This is a genomic window from Micromonospora sp. NPDC049282 (genome assembly GCF_043197045.1).
In the GTDB taxonomy this organism is placed as follows: domain Bacteria; phylum Actinomycetota; class Actinomycetes; order Mycobacteriales; family Micromonosporaceae; genus Micromonospora.
This window is the reverse complement of sequence record NZ_JBICSL010000001.1, coordinates 1-17602: the sequence shown is the minus strand read 5'-3', so window position 1 is coordinate 17602 and position 17602 is coordinate 1. Positions and strand designations below refer to the sequence as shown.

Here is a 17602-nt window from a genome sequence, read left to right as displayed (position 1 = left end):
CCACACCGGATTGCCGATCCGCACGGTGGGGTACGGCCCCGGCATGGCCGCCGACAACCGCCTCGCGCCGCTGGTACGGCTCGGCCCGCCCGGGCCGTACGTGGTGTTCATGCTCCTCGCCGCGCTTCTCTGGCTGCCGCTGCGGCTCTGGGAGGAGCGGGACGGGTCCGCGCTGGTCGCGGTCGTCCGAGCCGGCCTGGCCGGAGCGATCTGGGGCATCTTCCCCCTGGCGTTGAGCTGGGGAGGCCGGATGGGCCGGAAGCGACGCACGGCCGCCGAGGCGGAGCGGGCCGCCGGTTGGCGGGTGACCGAGGTCGCGTTGCGCCGGGGCGAGCCGCCCACCGACGAGGCAGGGCTGGCGACGGTCGCGGACGATCTGCCGGCGGTACGCCGAGGAGCGCTGTGGGGAGCCGTCGCGGGCACGCTGTTCCTCGGTGCGATGATCGCGCTCGCCGTCCGTGTCGGGTGGACGTCCAGCGCGATCGGGTTCGGGATGGCCCTGGTCACGGTGCTGGCCGTCGCCGCGCGTACCGGGCGCCGGGAGCGTCGGCTGCGCGCGACTGTGCCGACCGCGTGAGCGGTGCCAGACTGGCCGCCATGGAGCAGCATCTCTACCAGCCCGTCCACGAAGAGTTCCGGGACCTCTGCCGCCGGTTCCTGGCCCGGGAGGCGGTGCCCCACCACGAGCGGTGGGAGGCCGACGGCATCGTCGACCGCGAGGTGTGGCGGGCCGCCGGCGCGGCCGGGCTGCTCGGCCCCGACGTCGACCCGGCGTACGGCGGTGGCGGGCAGCGCGACTTCCGGTTCAACGCGGTGCTCGACGAGGAGATCGTCTCGGCCGGCTGCACCGGTCTCGGGTTCGGGCTGCACAACGACGTGGTGGCGCCGTACCTGACCGAGTTGACCACCGAGGACCAGCGCAAGCGCTGGCTGCCGGGCTTCTGCTCCGGCGACCTGGTCACCGCCATCGCGATGAGCGAGCCGGGCGCGGGCAGCGACCTGGCCGGCATCCGCACCACCGCGGTCCGCGACGGCGACTCGCTGGTCCTCAACGGCCAGAAGACGTTCATCACCAACGGCGAGCTGGCCGACCTCGTGGTGGTGGTGGTCAAGACCGCCCCGGAGCAGGGCGCGCACGGGGTGAGCCTGGTGGTGGTGGAGCGCGGCACCCCGGGTTTCGACCGGGGACGCCGGCTGGCCAAGGTCGGTCTCAAGGCCAACGACACCGCCGAGCTGTTCTTCGACGACTGCCGGGTGCCGGCGGAGAACCTGATCGGCGCCGAGAACCAGGGCTTCTACCACCTGATGGCCAACCTGCCCCGGGAGCGGCTGAGCATCGCGGTCGGCGCGGTGGCGGCCTGCGAGAAGCTGCTCGCGCTCACGCTGGACCACGCCCGGTCCCGGGAGGCGTTCGGCCGGCCGATCGGGAGGTTCCAACACAACCGCTTCCTCCTGGCCGAGCTGGACACCGAGGTCACCATCGCGCGGACGTTCGTCAACCACTGCGTCACCGAGTACGACGCCGGCCGGCTCTCGGTGACCGACGCGGCGAAGGCCAAGTGGTGGACCACCGAGTTGCAGACCAAGGTCGCCGACCGGTGCGTGCAGCTGCACGGCGGTTACGGCTTCATGCTGGAGCACCCGGTGGCGAAGGCGTGGCTGGACAGCCGGGTGCAGACCATCTACGGCGGCACCACCGAGATCATGAAGGAGATCATCGGCCGCGGCCTCGGCCTGTAGCGAAACCGGTTACCGGCCGACCGGTCCGGTGCGCGACGATGAGGCACCCGTCCTCATCAGGAGCGCCCATGGCCACCGACCTGACCGCGCCGGCCCCGCCCCGGCCCGACGTCGCCGGCATCCAGCGGCGCACCCTGCGGCTGCTCTTCCTCACCCAGATCGTCGGCGGCGTCGGCGTCGCCATCGGCATCTCGGTCGGGGCGCTGCTCGCCGCCCGGGTCGCCGGCACCGCCCTGGCCGGGCTGGCGCAGAGCGCCGGCGTGGTCGGCGCCGCGCTGCTCGCCGTACCGGTGACCCGGCTGATGGCGGCGCGCGGGCGGCGACCCGGTCTGGTCCTGGCCTATCTGGTCGGCGCGGTCGGTGGCGCGCTGGTGGTGGTCGCCGTCGTGACCGACCGGGTGCCGCTGCTCTTCGTCGGCATGCTGCTGTTCGGCGGCGGCACGGCGGCCAACCTCCAGGCCCGCTACACGGCCGTCGACCTGGCCGAGCCGGAGCGCCGGGGACGGCAGTTGTCGCTGGTGGTCTGGGCCACCACCATCGGCTCGGTGGCCGCGCCGAACTTCGCCGCGCTCGCCGACGACGTCACCCACGGCTGGGGCCTGCCGCTGCTGGCCGGTCCATTCCTGGTCAGCGCCGTCGCGTTCACGCTGGCCGCCGGCGTACTCCTGGCCCTGCTCCGGCCGGACCCGCTGCTCACCGCGCGCCGGCTGGCCGCGGCCGAGCCGGCACGCGCCGCCGGCTCCGCGCCGCCGGTCACCCGGCGCGGTGGCATGGCCGCCGCGTGGCGCACGGTACGCCGCCGGCCGGCCGCCCGGCTCGGCATCGCCGCGGTCGCGGTGGGTCACCTGGTGATGGTCGCGGTGATGTCGATGACCCCGGTGCACCTCGACGAGTGGCACTCCGACGCGGACCTGCTGCGGGTGGTCGGCATCGTGCTCAGCCTGCACATCGCCGGCATGTACGCGTTCTCGCCGGTGGTGGGCTGGCTCACCGACCGGGTGGGCCGCCGGCCGGTGATCCTCGGCGGCGTGGCGCTGCTGCTGGCCGCGTGCGCGGTCGCCGGCGCCGCCGGGCACCGCACCCCGGCGCTCTCGGTGGGGCTGGCGCTGCTCGGGCTGGGCTGGTCGGGCACCATGGTGGCGGGCTCGACGCTGCTGTCGGAGTCGGTGCCCACCGCCGACCGGCCCGGCGTGCAGGGCCTGTCCGACCTGCTCATGGGGTTGGCCGGGGCGGGCGCGGCGGCGCTGAGCGGGTTCGTCATGCGGGCCGTGGGGTACCCGACGCTCACCCTGCTGGCGGCGATCGCGGTGGTGCCGCTGGTGGCGCTCGCGCTGCGGCGCCCCGGCGTGGACGGCGGTGCCGGTGCGGACGGGCATGACGAGGAGGATTGAACACGTGCGGCTGACCGACTTCTGGACGCGGCTGGAGGAGGCGTTCGGACCGGGTTACGCGGCCAGCATCGCCAGCGACCAGGTGCTGTCCCAACTCGGCGGGCGGACCGTCGAGCAGGCGCTCGCGGCCGGTGAGGAAACGCACGTGGTGTGGCGGGCGGTGGTTGCCGCGTATCCCGACCGGGTGCCCGCCCGACTACGCTGAGCAGCCTTTTCCCCGGTTCCGCGTGTCGCTTGCCCAGTCGTACACCTGTTCGGCTATTGTCCACAGCGGGGTGCTCGTCCACAGTTCACGGCCCGTCGGCTGGTTTTCTGTCGGACCCAGCGCCTAGCGTGTCCCGCGTGACGCGAAGCTCAGGAAAGACGCCGGCGAAGGCAGGGGTGGCAACGATGGCGGCAGGTCCTGACCGGGAGAAGGCGCTCGACCTTGCTCTCGCTCAGATCGACAAGCAGTTCGGCAAGGGTTCGGTGATGCGGCTGGGGGAGCGGCCCGTCATTCAGACGGCGGTCATCACCACCGGCTCTATCGCGCTCGACGTGGCGCTCGGCGTGGGCGGTCTGCCTCGCGGTCGGGTCGTCGAGATCTACGGTCCGGAGTCCAGCGGTAAGACCACGGTCGCCCTGCACGCGGTGGCCAGCGCCCAGCGGGCGGGCGGCATCGCCGCGTTCATCGACGCGGAGCACGCGCTCGACCCGGACTACGCCAAGGCGCTCGGCGTCGACACCGACGCCCTGCTGGTCTCCCAGCCGGACACCGGCGAGCAGGCGCTGGAGATCACCGACATGCTGGTCCGCTCCGGCGCGATCGACATCATCGTGATCGACTCGGTGGCCGCGCTGGTGCCGCGCGCCGAGATCGAGGGCGAGATGGGCGACAGCCACGTCGGTCTGCAGGCCCGGCTGATGAGCCAGGCGCTGCGGAAGATCACCGGCATCCTCAACAACACCGGCACCACCGCGATCTTCATCAACCAGCTCCGCGAGAAGATCGGTGTGATGTTCGGCAGCCCGGAGACCACGACAGGTGGTCGGGCGCTGAAGTTCTACGCCTCGGTCCGGCTCGACGTGCGCCGCATCGAGAGCCTGAAGGACGGCACCGACGTGGTCGGCAACCGCACCCGGGTCAAGGTCGTGAAGAACAAGGTCGCGGCGCCGTTCAAGCAGGCCGAGTTCGACATCATGTACGGCAAGGGCATCTCCCGCGAGGGCTCGCTGATCGATGTCGGCGTGGAGCAGGCGATCATCCGCAAGTCCGGCGCCTGGTACACCTACGACGGCGACCAGCTCGGCCAGGGCAAGGAGAAGGCCCGCGAGTTCCTCCGCGAGAACCCGGACGTCGCGGCCGAGATCGAGAAGAAGATCCTGGAGAAGCTCGGCGTCGGCACCGGCGGCACGGGCGACGCCGCCGGCGGCCCGGAGTTGCCGCCGGTCGACTTCTGATCCGCTGAGCCGTGGCAGGACGACGTGCCCGTACGGGGCGGGGCTGGGATGCCGGCCCGCCCCGTACGGGTGACGCCACCGGCACGCCTCAGCCCCGCCGCGGGCGTCGCGGTCGCGCGGCGGAGCCCGAACCAGGGGAGGCTCCGGCTCCGTCGCGCGACGAGGCCGAGCTGGCTCGGGAGATCTGCCTGCGGCAGCTCGCCACCCGGCCCCGCACCCGGGCCGAGCTGGCCGGCGCGCTGGCCCGGCGGGGCATCTCCGAGGAGACCGCCGAGCAGGTTCTCGACCGCTACGACGAGGTCGGCATCGTCGACGACGCCGCGTTCGCCCGGGCCTGGGTGAGCAGCCGGCACAACGGCCGCGGGCTGGCCCGCCGGGCGCTCGCCACCGAGCTGCGCCAGAAGGGCGTCGACGGCGAGGTGGCCGGCGCCGCCCTGGACGGGCTCGACGAGGAGACCGAGGCCGAGACGGCCCGGGCCCTGGTGGACCGGAAGCTGCGCACCGCCCGCGGCGAGCCCGACGCGGTGTTCCGGCGCCTGGTCGGCATGCTGGCGCGCAAGGGCTACCCGGCCGGCGTGGCGATCCGCGCGGTCAAGGACGCGCTCGCCGCGCAGAGCGCCGAGGCGGCCGAGTTCGCCGAGCGCATCGATGCCGATGCCCTGGCCGACGCCGAGAACGACCTCGACGCCCGCCGGCACGACTGACCCGTCCCGGCCCGCCGACTGTCCCGGCCCGCCGACGTCACGGACGTCGTCGAAGAGGGGTGACACCCGTTGTTGAAGGCGTGCCTGAACGGCGGACGGCGACGGGAGGAGCATCCGGCCGTGCCGCTCACCGCGGCCGAGCTGGCGGCCGACGCCGTCCGCTGCGCGACCGCCGGGGTGGCGGCGGTGCACGTGCACCCGCGCGACGACAGCGGCGTCGAGTCGCTCGACCCGGTCGTCATCGCGGCGGCGGTCGACGCGGTCCGGGCCGCCCGTCCCGGTCTGCCGGTCGGCGTGAGCACCGGCGCGTGGATCCTCCCCGACCCGGCCGAGCGGGTGGCCGCCGTCCGCGCCTGGACGGTGCTGCCCGACTTCGCCTCCGTCAACGCGCACGAGCCCGGCGCGGCGGCGGTCGCCGCGGCCCTGCACGAGCGCGGTGTCATGGTCGAGGCCGGCCTCTGGACGGCAGCGGCGGTCGACGCCTGGCGCCGCTGGCCGACGCCCACCGGACGGGTCCTCGTCGAGTGCATGGCGGAGGCGGTGGAGATGGCGCTCGCCGACGCGGCCGCGATCCTCGCCGCGCTGCCCGACCGCGGCCCGCCGGTGCTGCTGCACGGCGAGGGCCCGGCGACCTGGCCGGTGTTCGCCGAGGCGGTCCGCCGTGGTCTGCACACCAGGATCGGCCTGGAGGACACGCTGCTGCTGCCGGACGGCACCACCACGCCGGACAACGTCGCCCTGGTGACTGCCGCCCGTGCCCTGGCCGCCCGCTGACCGAGGCTTCGGGGCCTTCGGTGCGTGATCGACACCGGTTCGGCGTAGTGGTGGGGTTGAGGTCGGCGGGATACCGCGACTTCGGCGACGTGGAGTGGATCATCCAGGGCTCGGGTGGCACCGGCCCGGCGGGCTGTCGGGCGGGACCGGTGGCAGGGTGCCTGAGCAGGCGGGAAAGGTCACGCTCAGATGACGGCGGGCGAGGTTTGTCCGAGCCTGTCCGGCATATTCTCACCTCTGTGTGACGGAGCAACTTCTCTCCGTCCGGGTGGTTTGATCATGACTCCTTGACCGAACGGCCCCTCGCGACCTAGCCTCGCCATACAGGCTCACTTTGCCCGACCAGCGCAGGCTAAGCGCACAACATAGATCTCGTAACAGAACAGCATCACTTTGGCCAGCTTCACCGGCCCTTGACGGCCGCTCCGGACCTGTTCGGAGCGTCCGACAACTGCAACCGGCCGCTGGCGGTGCCCAACGAGGGGCACCGCCGACGGAAAGCTGCCCACAGCCAGCCGCTCCGGTCGGGCGTCCAGAGCCGCAGGCGCGTGCCCTTCGCGCGTGCTGCGGCGCCGACGTTCAGGGGAGGCGGCCATGGCGGGGCGGCACAGGTTCAGCGGCGGTCTGCCACACGGTCCCGGTCGTTCCTCGCCGGGCGTCCGATGCCGGCGTACCGGCACGGCACGACCGAGCCGACGGCCGGCCGAGGACGCCGGTCCACGACCGGGCCGCGGCGCGGACCGTCCCGGCGGCGCGATGCCGACCGGGGGCGCGACGTCGACCGGCGCGGACCGGTGCGGAGTGGTGGCATGAGCGCCTTCGACGTCTTCCTCCTCGTGGTGGTGCTGCTGCTCGTCGCGGTGGTGGTCGGGGCCGTGCTGTTCGGCGTACGGGCGCTCAGACGTTTCAGTCTGGCACCCGCGCCGGAGGACCCGGCCTTCATCGCGGAGAAGGACCGGCAGGAACAGTCCCTGGCCGCGCTGCGCACCGCCGCCGACGAGGTCAACAGCACCATCGACGTGGCGAAGTCGGCCGCCTCCGCGGCCCGAGCCGAGGCGGCCGCCGCGAAGGCCGAGGCGAAGGCCGCCCGGGCGGAGGCCCGGCGGGTGCTCGACGACGCCCGCGCCGAGGCCGACACCGTGCTGGACCGGGCGCACAAGCAGGCCGAGGCGGACGCCGAGCAACTCCGGACGACCGCGCGGCGCAGTGGCGAGCGTGAGGTGGCGGTGCTCGCCGCCACCACCCGGGAGCAGGCCGCCGAGGTCGAGCGTCGGGCGGCCCGGATGGACGAGCGGGAGCGGCTGCACACCGAGGAGGTGGAGCGGCTGGCCGAACGGGAACGGCAGCTCACCGCCGCCACCGCCGCGCTCGCCGCCCGGGAGGCCGCGCTGGCCGACCGCGAGCGGGAGCTGACCGAGGTGGAGGAGCGGCGTCGCCGCGAGCTGGAGCGGGTCGCCGGGCTGACCGCCGACGCCGCCCGCGCCGAACTGGTCGAGTCGATCGAGGGGCAGGCGAAGCGGGAGGCCGCGCTGCTGGTCCGGGAGATCGAGTCCGACGCGCGGAGCACCGCCGAGCAGCGGGCCCGGCACATCGTGGTGGACGCCATCCAGCGGGTGGCGAGCGAGCAGACCGCGGAGAGCGTGGTCAGCGTCCTGCACCTGCCCGGCGACGAGATGAAGGGCCGGATCATCGGCCGAGAGGGGCGCAACATCCGCGCCTTCGAATCGGTCACCGGCGTCAACCTGATCATCGACGACACCCCCGAGGCGGTGCTGCTCTCCTGCTTCGACCCGGTACGCCGGGAGGTCGGTCGGCTCACCCTGGAGAAGCTGGTGCTGGACGGCCGGATCCACCCGCACCGGATCGAGGAGGTCTACGACCTGGCCCGCCACGAGGTGGAGGAGCTGTGCCACCGGGCGGCCGAGGACGCCCTGGTCGAGGTGGGGATCACCGAGATCCACCCGGAGCTGGTGAGTCTGCTCGGCCGGTTGCGCTACCGGACGTCGTACGGGCAGAACGTGCTCAAGCACCTGGTCGAGACCGCGCACATCGCCGGCACCATGGCCGCCGAGCTGCGGCTGGACGTGCCGACCATCAAGCGGTGCGCGTTCCTGCACGACATCGGCAAGGCGCTCACCCACGAGGTGGAGGGCAGCCACGCCATCATCGGCGCCGACCTGGCCCGCAAGTACGGCGAGACCGAGGACGTGGTGCACGCCATCGAGGCGCACCACAACGAGGTGCCGCCGCAGACCATCGAGGCGGTCCTCACCCAGGCGTCGGACGCCTGTTCGGGCGGGCGGCCCGGGGCCCGGCGGGAGAGCCTGGAGGCGTACGTCAAGCGGCTGGAGCGGATCGAGGAGATCGCGGCCGGCAAGCTCGGTGTGGAGAAGGTCTTCGCCATGCAGGCCGGCCGGGAGATCCGGGTGATGGTGAAGCCGGACGACGTTGACGACATCGGCGCGGCCGTGCTGGCCCGTGACGTGGCGAAACAGATCGAGGAGGAGCTGACCTATCCGGGTCAGATCCGGGTGACCGTGGTGCGCGAGTCCCGGGTCACCGAGATCGCCCGCTGACGGGCGGCGACGCGACGGCGAGAACACCGAGAGGGCCGGCCCTGATCACGGGCCGGCCCTCTCGCGACGGGTGGACGGATCAGCCCTGCGGCTCGGCCACCGTGGCGCCGCCGGCCGGGGCCGAGTCCGGCGCCGCCGTCTGCTTCGGGATCCGGAAGCCCTGCCGCCGGGTACGCCGGTCCAACCAGTTCGCCAGCGTGGTGAGCAGCGAGTTGATCGCGATGTAGATGACGGCTACCACGATCGCCGCGGCGACGACGTTTCCGCGGTTTGCGGCCAGGTCGTTGACGCCGCGCTGGAGCAGCTCGGGGAAGGCCACGATGTAGCCGAGTGCGGTGTCCTTGAGCAGCACCACGAGTTGACTGACGATCACGGGCAGCATGGCTCGGGCCGCCTGCGGCACCAGGATCAACTGCATCACCTGGCTCTTGCGCATGCCGACGGCATAAGCCGCTTCGGCTTGGCCGGCCGGGATCGAGCGGATGCCGGCGCGGAACGCCTCCGCCAGCACCGACCCGTTGTAGAGGGTGAGGCCCACGACCACCGACCAGAAGGCCGACACCGGTCCCTGGATCAGGAACGGCACGCCGTAGAAGATGAAGAAAATCATGATCAGCAGCGGAACGGCCCGGAAGAACTCCACGACCGCTCCGGCCGGAACCCTGATCCACCAGCGGTCGGAAAGCCGCCCGACGGCGAACAGGATGCCGAAGGCCAGTGATAGCACCATGCCGGTGGCGGCGGCGAGCAAGGTCTGCCGCAGACCGGGCCAGATGAACTGGGTCCAGGTGGGCACCTCGGTGAAGGGCTGCCAGAGGTTTCCCTCCCACTGCCCGGCCTGGTCGAACTTGGCGTAGATCCACCAGAACAGCGCGGCCAGGCCGACGCCGAAGAGAACGCTGAGCACCGCATTGCGGACGCGAGCCCGTGGCCCCGGGTGGTCGTAGAGGACGGAGGTGGTGCTCATCAGCGCTTCACCGCCAGTCGGTTGGCCAGCCAGCCGAAGAAGTAGCCGGTGGGGACGAGGATCGCGGCGAAGGTGCCGGCGAACACCAGGAAGATCGGGATCACGGCGTCGCCGTTGTCGTTGATGAGCTGCTTCATCACGCTGGACGCCTCGATCAGGCCGATCGTGCCGACGATCGTGGCGTTCTTGCACAGCGCGATGAGCACACTGCCCAGCGGGGCCACCACGGCCCGCCCGGCCTGCGGCAGGATCACGATCCGCAGGGTCTGGAAGAAGGTCAGTCCGATCGCGCGGGCGGCCTCCGCCTGGCCGGCCGGGACGGTGTTGACGCCGGAACGGATCGCCTCGCAGACGAACGCGGCGGTGTAGACCGACAGGCCGACGACTCCGAGCCAGAAGTTGTTCAGGTTCAGGTCGTCGGAGAGGCCCACGCCCAGCGTCGAGTAGAGGCCGAAGTAGCAGAAGAAGATGATCAGAGTCAGCGGTGTGTTGCGGAAGATGTTGACCCAGGCCGCGCCGAAGCCCCGCAGCACTGGCACGGGGGAGACTCGGAAGGCGGCGAGGAGCACACCGAGCACCAGCGCGAGCACCGCCGACGCGCCGGTCAGCTTGAGGATCCAGAGAAAACCCGACAGGTACGCGTCGAGGTTGGTCGGATCAGCGAATACGTGCATGCGTCGACTCCCGGGGCACGTCGTCGGCGTCGTGACAGCCCAGGGCCGGCACCCCTCCGGGTGCCGGCCCTGGAACGGTCAGACGCTGCCGCAGTTGGTCAGCTTCGTGGTGTCCAGTTCGGGTGCGGCCTTGCCGCTCTTGCCCAGGGTGGCGTCCCAGGCGGCCTTGTAGGTGCCGTCCGAGGCGGCGGTCTTGAGGATCTCGTTGACCTTCTCGCAGCCGTCCTTGTCGTCCTTCTTCAGGCCGATGCCGTAGGGCTCGGTGGAGAAGGTCTTGCCGACCACCTTGAACTTGCCGGCGTACTGGGACTGCGCGGCGTAGCCGGCGAGGATGATGTCGTCGGTGGTCACCGCGTCGACCTGGCCGCCCTCAAGCGCGGTGATGCACTTCGAGTAGGCGTCGAACTGCTGGAGCTTGGCCTTCGGGTAGTCGGTCTGGATCCGCTTCGCCGGGGTGGAGCCCTGCGCCGAGCAGACTTTCTTGCCGTCCAGACCCTCCGGGCCGGTGATCGTGGAGTCGGCCTTGACCAGCAGGTCCTGGCCGGCGATGAAGTACGGGCCGGCGAAGTTGACCTTCTGCTTGCGCTCGTCGTTGATGGTGTAGGTCGCCACCACCAGGTCGACGGTGCCCTGCTGGATGAAGGGCTCGCGGTTGGCCGAGACCGTGGTCTTCCACTCGATGTTGTTCGCGTCCACGCCGAGGCCCTTGGCCACGATCTTGGCGATCTCGATGTCGAAGCCCTCGTACTGGCTGCCGGTCTGGATGCCCAGACCCGGCTGGTCGGCCTTCACGCCGATGACCAGCTTCTTCTGGTTCTGCGCCTTGCCGATGATGCCCTTGGCCCCGCTGCTGCCCGAGCCGCCGTCCCCGTCGCCACCGCAGGCGCTCATGCCGAGCGCCAAGGTCGCCGCCGCGGCAACCGCCGCCACGCGCTTCATACGCATACTCATCTCCTTCTTCGAAAGAGCCGCCGGGGGACGGCGCGCTCCACTACGGACGCTCAGTGCGTGAGGATCTTGGAGAGGAAGTCCTTGGCCCGGTCGCTGTGCGGGTTCGCGAAGAACTCGGCCGGCGGGGCCTCCTCGACCAGCTTGCCGTCGGCCATGAAGACGACCCGGTTGGCCGCGTGCCGGGCGAAGCCCATCTCGTGCGTGACCACCACCATGGTCATGCCGTCGCGGGCCAGCGAGGTCATCACGTCCAGCACCTCGCCGACCATCTCCGGGTCGAGCGCGCTGGTCGGCTCGTCGAAGAGCATCGCCTTGGGCTGCATGGCCAGCGCGCGGGCGATCGCCACCCGCTGCTGCTGACCGCCGGAGAGCTGCGCCGGGTACTTGTCCGCCTGGTTGGCGATGCCGACGCGGTCGAGCAGGGCCAGCCCGCGCTCGCGGGCGGCGGCCGGCTTCTCCTTGCGTACCTTGACCGGTCCGAGGGTGACGTTCTCCAGGATGGTCTTGTGCGCGAAGAGGTTGAACGACTGGAACACCATGCCGACCTCGCTGCGCAGCTTGGCCAGGGGCTTGCCCTCGGCCGGCAGCGGCTGCCCGTCGAACGTGATGGTGCCCTCGTTGATCGGCTCCAGCCGGTTGATGGCGCGGCACAGCGTCGACTTGCCGGAGCCGGACGGGCCGATCACCACGACGACCTCGCCCCGGTCGACGGAGAGGGACACGTCGTCGAGCACGTGCAGCGGCCCGAACCACTTGTGGACCCCGTCGAGCACGATCAGCGGGTCGCCCGTCGTCACGTCGTCCACCGTCCCTGTCGTCCCTGCCGGATCCGGCGGTCGGTCGACCTCCCGGTTGGGCAACTGTAGGCGGCCTGATGTGGCCGAACGCAACCCGGATGGTCACGGAGCGGTAACACCGGTCACCGGCGTGCCCGTGGGTCCGAATTCCTTCACCGACCGGGGCGTCCGGGTGGCGGCGGCGGTCGCGCGCGGAGATCATGAGGCGATGACCGACACGTTCCGGCTGACCGACCACGCCCGCGGTGGCGGTTGTGCCTGCAAGATCCCGCCGGGCGAGCTGGAGGCGATGGTCGCCGGTCTCGGCCCGAGCGGCGGCACGGCCGAGCTGCTGGTCGGCCTGGAGAACGGCGACGACGCCGCGGTGGTCCGGCTGGACGAGCGCACCGGCCTGGTCACCACCGCCGACTTCTTCACCCCGGTCGTCGACGACGCGTACGACTGGGGGCGCATCGCCGCCGCCAACGCGCTCTCCGACGTGTACGCGATGGGCGGCACCCCGCTGGTCGCGCTCAACCTGCTCTGCTGGCCGCGCGAGGTGCTGCCGTTGGAACTGGCCCGCGAGGTGCTGCGCGGCGGGCAGGACGTGGCCCGGGAGGCCGGCTGTCACCTGGCCGGCGGGCACAGCGTGGACGACGACGGCCCGAAGTACGGACTGGCGGTCACCGGGGTGGTCCGTCCGGAGGAGTTGATCACCCTGGACGCCGGCCGGGCCGGGCTGCCGCTGTCGCTGACCAAGCCGCTCGGCGTCGGCGTGCTCAACACCCGGCACAAGCAGACCGGGGAACGGTTCACCGAGGCGGTCGAGTCGATGACCCGGCTCAACCGGGACGCCGCCCGCGCGGCGGTGGCCGCCGGCATCCGCTGCGGCACCGACGTGACCGGCTTCGGCCTGCTCGGGCACGCCTCGAAGCTGGCTCGGGCCAGCCGGCTCACGGTCGCGATCGACACCGCCGCGGTGCCCTACCTGCCGGGCGCGCGGGAGGCGCTGCGGGACGGGTACGTCAGTGGCGGCACCCGGCGCAACCTGGACTGGGTGACGCCGTGGAGCGACTTCGGCGGCGCCGACGAGGGAGAGCGGCTGCTGCTGGCGGACGCGCAGACCTCGGGCGGGCTGCTGGTCGCGGGCGAGGTGCCGGGCGGCACGGTGATCGGCGAGCTGCTGCCCGCCTCGGACCACCTGATCCGGCTGCGCTGACGCCCCGCGTGGCGTCGCCCGGCGCGGCACGATACCCGATAAACTGTCATCTTCCCGCTACTCTGGGCAACGTCGCCCGGGGAAATTTTGCCCGGAATGGTCACAGACCGGTAACTTGCCCCCGGTCGAGGTCAAATGCCCCCCACCATCGTCAGTAAGGCCCGATCCGGAGGCCGGTGGGAAGAGCGCAGCGAGGAGGCGGCATGACCGAGCTGTGGAACTGGAGAATCGACGGCGGCGCGCCGGTGGAGGTCTACCCGGCGATGGCCGAGGCGCTCGGCCGGGTGGTGATGCCCCTCGCCGTCGCCGACCCGGCCCGGCTCCCCGCGTACGCGGTGGTCTGCGACGTGTGGGAGGCGCCCGGGGCGTACGGCACCGTGGTCGACTGTTACGGCGTGCCCGAGCGCCTGCCCGAGCTGCCCGCCATCGCGGCGCTGGCCCGGGTGCTGGGCCGCAACTGCCTGATGCGCGACGACACGCTCGACGCCGGGCGGCACCTGCTGGTCGCCCCGGACGGCACGATCCGCCCGGTGCACTTCGACGTGGTCGAGACCGACGACGGCGAGGTCCTCAGCGACCAGCGGCTCTGCACCCTGGCCGACCCCGGCTGCCGGGGCTGGTCGCGGTGCCACCGCTCCCGGTGGGCGCCGGACTCGGTCGGTCCGGCGCTCGCCGCCGCCTGACCGGGTCCGCCCGTCGCCGGCCGCTGACGCACCCGGATACGCTGTCCGGGTCATGACTACCGCAGCCGCGGGCAGCCCGCGCACCTACCAGGTGCGCACGTACGGCTGCCAGATGAACGTGCACGACTCCGAGCGCATCTCCGGCCTCCTCGAGGATGCCGGTTACGTGCGCGCCCCCGAGGCCGGCGAGCAGCCCGACGTGGTGGTGTTCAACACCTGCGCGGTCCGGGAGAACGCCGACAACCGGCTCTACGGCAACCTGGGGCATCTGCGCCCGGTGAAGGCGAAGCACCCCGGGATGCAGATCGCGGTCGGCGGCTGCCTCGCCCAGAAGGACCGCGGCGAGATCGTCCGCAAGGCGCCCTGGGTGGACGTGGTCTTCGGCACGCACAACATCGGCTCGCTGCCGGCGTTGCTGGACCGGGCGCGGCACAACGCCGCCGCCGAGGTGGAGATCCTCGAATCGCTGGAGGTCTTCCCGTCCACGCTGCCGACCCGGCGCGAGTCGACGTACGCCGGTTGGGTCTCCATCTCCGTCGGCTGCAACAACACCTGCACGTTCTGCATCGTGCCCTCGCTGCGCGGCAAGGAGAAGGACCGCCGCCCCGGCGACATCCTCTCCGAGGTGCGGGCGCTGGTCGACTCCGGCGTGCTGGAGGTGACCCTGCTCGGGCAGAACGTCAACTCCTACGGCGTCGCGTTCGGCGAGCCTGGCGAGCCGAAACGGCGCAGTGGTGGCCGGTCCGCTTTTGCCGAGCTGCTGCGGGCCTGCGGCGACGTCGACGGGTTGGAGCGGGTCCGGTTCACCAGCCCGCACCCGAAGGACTTCACCGACGACGTGATCGAGGCGATGGCCGAGACGCCGAACGTCTGCCACTCGCTGCACATGCCGTTGCAGTCCGGCTCCGACGACGTGCTGCGGGCCATGCGCCGCTCGTACCGGTCGGAGAAGTACCTCGGCATCATCGGGAAGGTCCGGGCCGCCATGCCGGACGCGGCGATCACCACGGACATCATCGTCGGCTTCCCAGGCGAGACCGAGGCCGACTTCGTCCGCACCCTCGACGTGGTCCGGGAGGCACGGTTCTCCTCGGCGTTCACCTTCCAGTACTCCAAGCGTCCCGGCACCCCGGCCGCCACCATGGACGGGCAGTTGCCGAAGCCTGTCGTGCAGGAGCGCTACGAGCGGCTGATCGCCTGCGTCGAGGAGATCACCTGGGCGGAGAACCGCAAGCTGGTGGGCGAGACCGTCGAGGTGCTGGTCGCCGTCGGCGAGGGGCGCAAGGACGAGCGCACCGGCCGGATGTCCGGGCGGGCCCGCGACGGCCGGCTGGTGCACTTCGCGACCGGCGAGCTGGCCGGGCAGATCCGTCCCGGCGACATCGTGCACACCGTCGTCACGTACGCGGCCCCGCACCACCTCAACGCCGACGGGGCGCCGCTGGCGCACCGGCGTACCCGGGCCGGCGACGCGGCCGAGGCGGGGCGCGCCCCGCGTACGCCCGGGGTGCTCCTCGGGCTGCCGACGATCGGCGCGCCGGCCGTGCCGCCCGCCTCCACCGGCGGTTGCGCCGTCCGCTGACCCGCCGCACCCGCCCGCCCGCTCGCTCGTAAGCAGGGGCCCCCTCTCAACACCAGGTGTTGAGAGGGGGCCCCTGCTCTACCGAATGCGTTAAGAGGGGGGCCCTCCTTACACGCTCAGCAGGTGGCGCCGTTGAGCTTCACCGTGGCGGGGTTCGCGGCGGTGCCGTTGGCGGTGAAGCCGACGGTGACCGAGGCCCCCGGTGCCAGCGACGGCGCCCAGGCCGGCGCGGCGGCGGTGACCGTGGTGCCGGACTGGGTGACGGTGGCGTTCCAGCCGCTGGCCAGCGTCACCCCGGACGGCCAGGTCCAGGTGACCGACCACGGGTTCGCCGCGCCGGTGCCGGTGTTCTTCACGGTCAGCTCGCCCTGGAAGCCGCCGGCCCAGGCGTTGACCTGCTTGTAGCTGGCGGTGCACCCGCCGCTCGGCGCCGGCGTGGTCGGCGTCGGGGTCGGGGTGCCGGTCGGCGTGGGCCGCGGCGTGGGGGAGCCGGTCCCGGTCGGCGTCGGGCTCGGGTTGCCCCCGCCCGGCGGGATCAGGTAGGGCTGGAGGATGGACTGCTTGGCCTGGTTGACCGTGGTCCAGTCGTCGTTGGCGATGCCGCCGGTGTCACCCGAGTTCGGGTTCCACGACCAGTAGGTGAACGACATGCCGTTGACCCCGGTGCCGGTGTAGGCCATCAGGTTCTCCAGCCAGATCTTGTCCTTCGGGTCCTGGAGGGTGGTGCCGAACTCGCCCATCATGATCGGCGCGATGTTCTGCTTGTAGAGGTAGCCCCAGTACCTGTCCCAGATGGCCGGCATGTTCGCCGGGTAGCTCGGGTCGTCGAACCAGGCCTGGCGGTAGACCGAGGTGGCGTACTCGTGCGGCGAGTAGACCAGCCGGTTGGCCACGTTCAGCCGCACCGGGAACTGCCCGGCCTTGGAGAGGTTGCCGCCCCACCAGCCGCAGTCCTCGTCGTTGCTGGGGTCGTTGTCCCAGACGTTCGACAGCCCGCCGCTCGGGCAGCTCACTCCCTCCACGAAGATCAGCCAGTTCGGCTGCACGCCGAGGATCGCGTTGCCGGCCCGCTCGGCGGCCAGCCGCCAGTCGCGGGCGGTGTCGCCGCAGCCCCAGCAGGCGCCGGTGGCGGCCGGGTTGGTGCCCTCGGCGTGCGGCTCGTTGTGCAGGTCCGCGCCGATCACGGTCGGGTTGTTCCCGTACCGCTGGGCCATCGTCTTCCAGTCGTTGATCCAGGTCGCCTCGGAGACGCCCGAGGTGTACCAGAGTGGCGACTGACCGGCCGAGGTCGGCCGGTGCCGGTCCAGGATGACCCGCATCCCCTTGCTGCCCGCGTAGTCGATGACCTTGTCCAGGATCTGCAACGGGGAGAGCCCGATCAGGTCCGGGTTGACGAAGTCGTTGATCCCGGTCGCCGTCGCGCCGGGCTTGATGGAGTCGTTCGAGTACGGGATGCGCAGCGTGTTGTAGCCCAGCCGGGCCATGGTGTCGAGCTGGCCGCGCCACGGGTTGCTCGACCACAGGCCGTGGAACGTCTTGTTGTCGGTCTCCATGCCGAACCAGTTGATGCCGGTGAGCCGGACGGTCGCGCCCGTGCTGTCGACGATCTTGTTGCCGCTGGTGTGCAGGTAACCGGTGCCGGTGCCGCCGGCTGCGGCGGCCGCCGGGGTGGTGCTGACGGCCGTGGCGACGAGGATGCCGGCCGCGGCGGTGGCGAGCGCCGTCAGGGCGCCGCCGAGGGCGGTGCGTCGGTGCATGGAAGCTCCACTTCGGATGCCCGCGCCGCATGGGCGCCGCGGGCGACAGGACCAGGAGGCACGGCACGCTCGGCATCGAGTACGCGGACAGCGTCCGCCGGGCCGTGACGTAAGCGGCCACCCGTGGGGAGGCACCGGCGATCCCCGACGGCGGTGATCAGCCGTCGACGCCCTCGCGCCGGTGTCGGAACCTGGCTCCGCCGCTCATTCTGATCACCCCACCCCACCCCGTCAACAACCCCCACCACCACGCCCCCTCCGGACGTGCGGATTCACGGGAGTAGTTCCATCCTGAGTTGGCTGGTCAGGGGGTGTTGACGGGCGGGGTGGGGTAGGTGTGGGGGCAGGTCAGCGCTCGGGTGATCTTC

Annotated in this window: 16 protein-coding genes; 11 read left to right on the top strand and 5 right to left on the bottom strand. The window is 72.0% G+C overall.

Annotated elements, in window-relative coordinates; all coding sequences use genetic code 11:
• Nucleotides 1–43 precede the first annotated feature (43 nt).
• The 8 genes from ACGFI2_RS00080 (at nt 44) to rny (ending at nt 8625) form a co-directional block, all read left to right on the top strand.
• A complete protein-coding gene (locus ACGFI2_RS00080; RefSeq protein WP_393508109.1) occupies nt 44–577 on the top strand; it encodes a hypothetical protein in 534 nt (177 codons plus the stop codon).
• Nucleotides 578–597: 20 nt separating this feature from the next.
• The gene (locus tag ACGFI2_RS00075; protein ID WP_393508106.1) at nt 598–1740 is read left to right on the top strand and encodes an acyl-CoA dehydrogenase family protein; all 1143 of its coding nucleotides are present in this window, start codon (nt 598–600) and stop codon (nt 1738–1740) included.
• Nucleotides 1741–1808: 68 nt separating this feature from the next.
• Entirely contained in the window at nt 1809–3131 is a 1323-nt protein-coding gene (locus tag ACGFI2_RS00070; protein ID WP_393508103.1) for an MFS transporter, read from the top strand.
• Between the two features lie 4 nt (nt 3132–3135).
• On the top strand, nt 3136–3336 hold the full coding sequence (locus ACGFI2_RS00065; RefSeq protein WP_018785963.1) for a DUF3046 domain-containing protein: 201 nt from the start codon (nt 3136–3138) through the stop codon (nt 3334–3336).
• Nucleotides 3337–3521: 185 nt separating this feature from the next.
• Nucleotides 3522–4571: a recombinase RecA gene (gene recA, locus ACGFI2_RS00060; RefSeq protein WP_393508099.1), complete on the top strand. Its 1050-nt coding sequence runs from the start codon at nt 3522–3524 to the stop codon at nt 4569–4571.
• An 11-nt stretch (nt 4572–4582) separates the two neighbouring features.
• Nucleotides 4583–5275, top strand: coding sequence for a regulatory protein RecX (locus ACGFI2_RS00055; protein ID WP_393508096.1), 693 nt, complete (start codon nt 4583–4585; stop codon nt 5273–5275).
• 69 nt (nt 5276–5344) lie between these two features.
• The gene (locus tag ACGFI2_RS00050; RefSeq protein WP_393508093.1) at nt 5345–6049 is read left to right on the top strand and encodes a 3-keto-5-aminohexanoate cleavage protein; all 705 of its coding nucleotides are present in this window, start codon (nt 5345–5347) and stop codon (nt 6047–6049) included.
• A gap of 809 nt (nt 6050–6858) precedes the next feature.
• On the top strand, nt 6859–8625 hold the full coding sequence (gene rny, locus ACGFI2_RS00045) for a ribonuclease Y (RefSeq protein ID WP_393508090.1): 1767 nt from the start codon (nt 6859–6861) through the stop codon (nt 8623–8625).
• 79 nt (nt 8626–8704) lie between these two features.
• Here the strand turns inward: rny and ACGFI2_RS00040 are convergent, their stop codons facing one another.
• The 4 genes from ACGFI2_RS00040 to ACGFI2_RS00025 all read right to left on the bottom strand — a co-directional run bounded on the left by ACGFI2_RS00040 (nt 8705) and on the right by ACGFI2_RS00025 (nt 12023).
• On the bottom strand, nt 8705–9592 hold the full coding sequence (locus ACGFI2_RS00040) for an amino acid ABC transporter permease (protein ID WP_393508087.1): 888 nt from the start codon (nt 9590–9592) through the stop codon (nt 8705–8707).
• Nucleotides 9592–10266 carry an amino acid ABC transporter permease gene (locus tag ACGFI2_RS00035; protein ID WP_393508084.1) on the bottom strand — a complete coding sequence of 225 codons (675 nt, stop codon included), beginning with the start codon at nt 10264–10266 and terminating at the stop codon, nt 9592–9594. The genes ACGFI2_RS00040 and ACGFI2_RS00035 overlap by 1 nt, the downstream gene beginning before the upstream one ends.
• Nucleotides 10267–10344: 78 nt before the next feature.
• Complete coding sequence (locus ACGFI2_RS00030; protein WP_393508081.1) at nt 10345–11211, bottom strand: glutamate ABC transporter substrate-binding protein; 867 nt, start codon at nt 11209–11211, stop codon at nt 10345–10347.
• Nucleotides 11212–11267: 56 nt separating this feature from the next.
• Nucleotides 11268–12023, bottom strand: a complete 756-nt coding sequence (locus ACGFI2_RS00025) for an amino acid ABC transporter ATP-binding protein (protein ID WP_393508078.1) — start codon at nt 12021–12023, stop codon at nt 11268–11270.
• 199 nt (nt 12024–12222) lie between these two features.
• Between ACGFI2_RS00025 and selD the strand changes: the two genes are divergently transcribed.
• The 3 genes from selD to miaB all read left to right on the top strand — a co-directional run bounded on the left by selD (nt 12223) and on the right by miaB (nt 15477).
• Complete coding sequence (selD, locus tag ACGFI2_RS00020; protein WP_393508075.1) at nt 12223–13212, top strand: selenide, water dikinase SelD; 990 nt, start codon at nt 12223–12225, stop codon at nt 13210–13212.
• 203 nt (nt 13213–13415) lie between these two features.
• Nucleotides 13416–13895 (top strand): hypothetical protein, encoded by a 480-nt coding sequence (locus ACGFI2_RS00015; RefSeq protein WP_393508072.1) that lies wholly within the window; start codon nt 13416–13418, stop codon nt 13893–13895.
• Between the two features lie 52 nt (nt 13896–13947).
• A complete protein-coding gene (miaB, locus tag ACGFI2_RS00010) occupies nt 13948–15477 on the top strand; it encodes a tRNA (N6-isopentenyl adenosine(37)-C2)-methylthiotransferase MiaB (protein ID WP_393508069.1) in 1530 nt (509 codons plus the stop codon).
• Between the two features lie 116 nt (nt 15478–15593).
• Here the strand turns inward: miaB and ACGFI2_RS00005 are convergent, their stop codons facing one another.
• Complete coding sequence (locus tag ACGFI2_RS00005; protein WP_393508067.1) at nt 15594–17234, bottom strand: cellulase family glycosylhydrolase; 1641 nt, start codon at nt 17232–17234, stop codon at nt 15594–15596.
• Between the last annotated feature and the right edge of the window lie 368 nt (nt 17235–17602).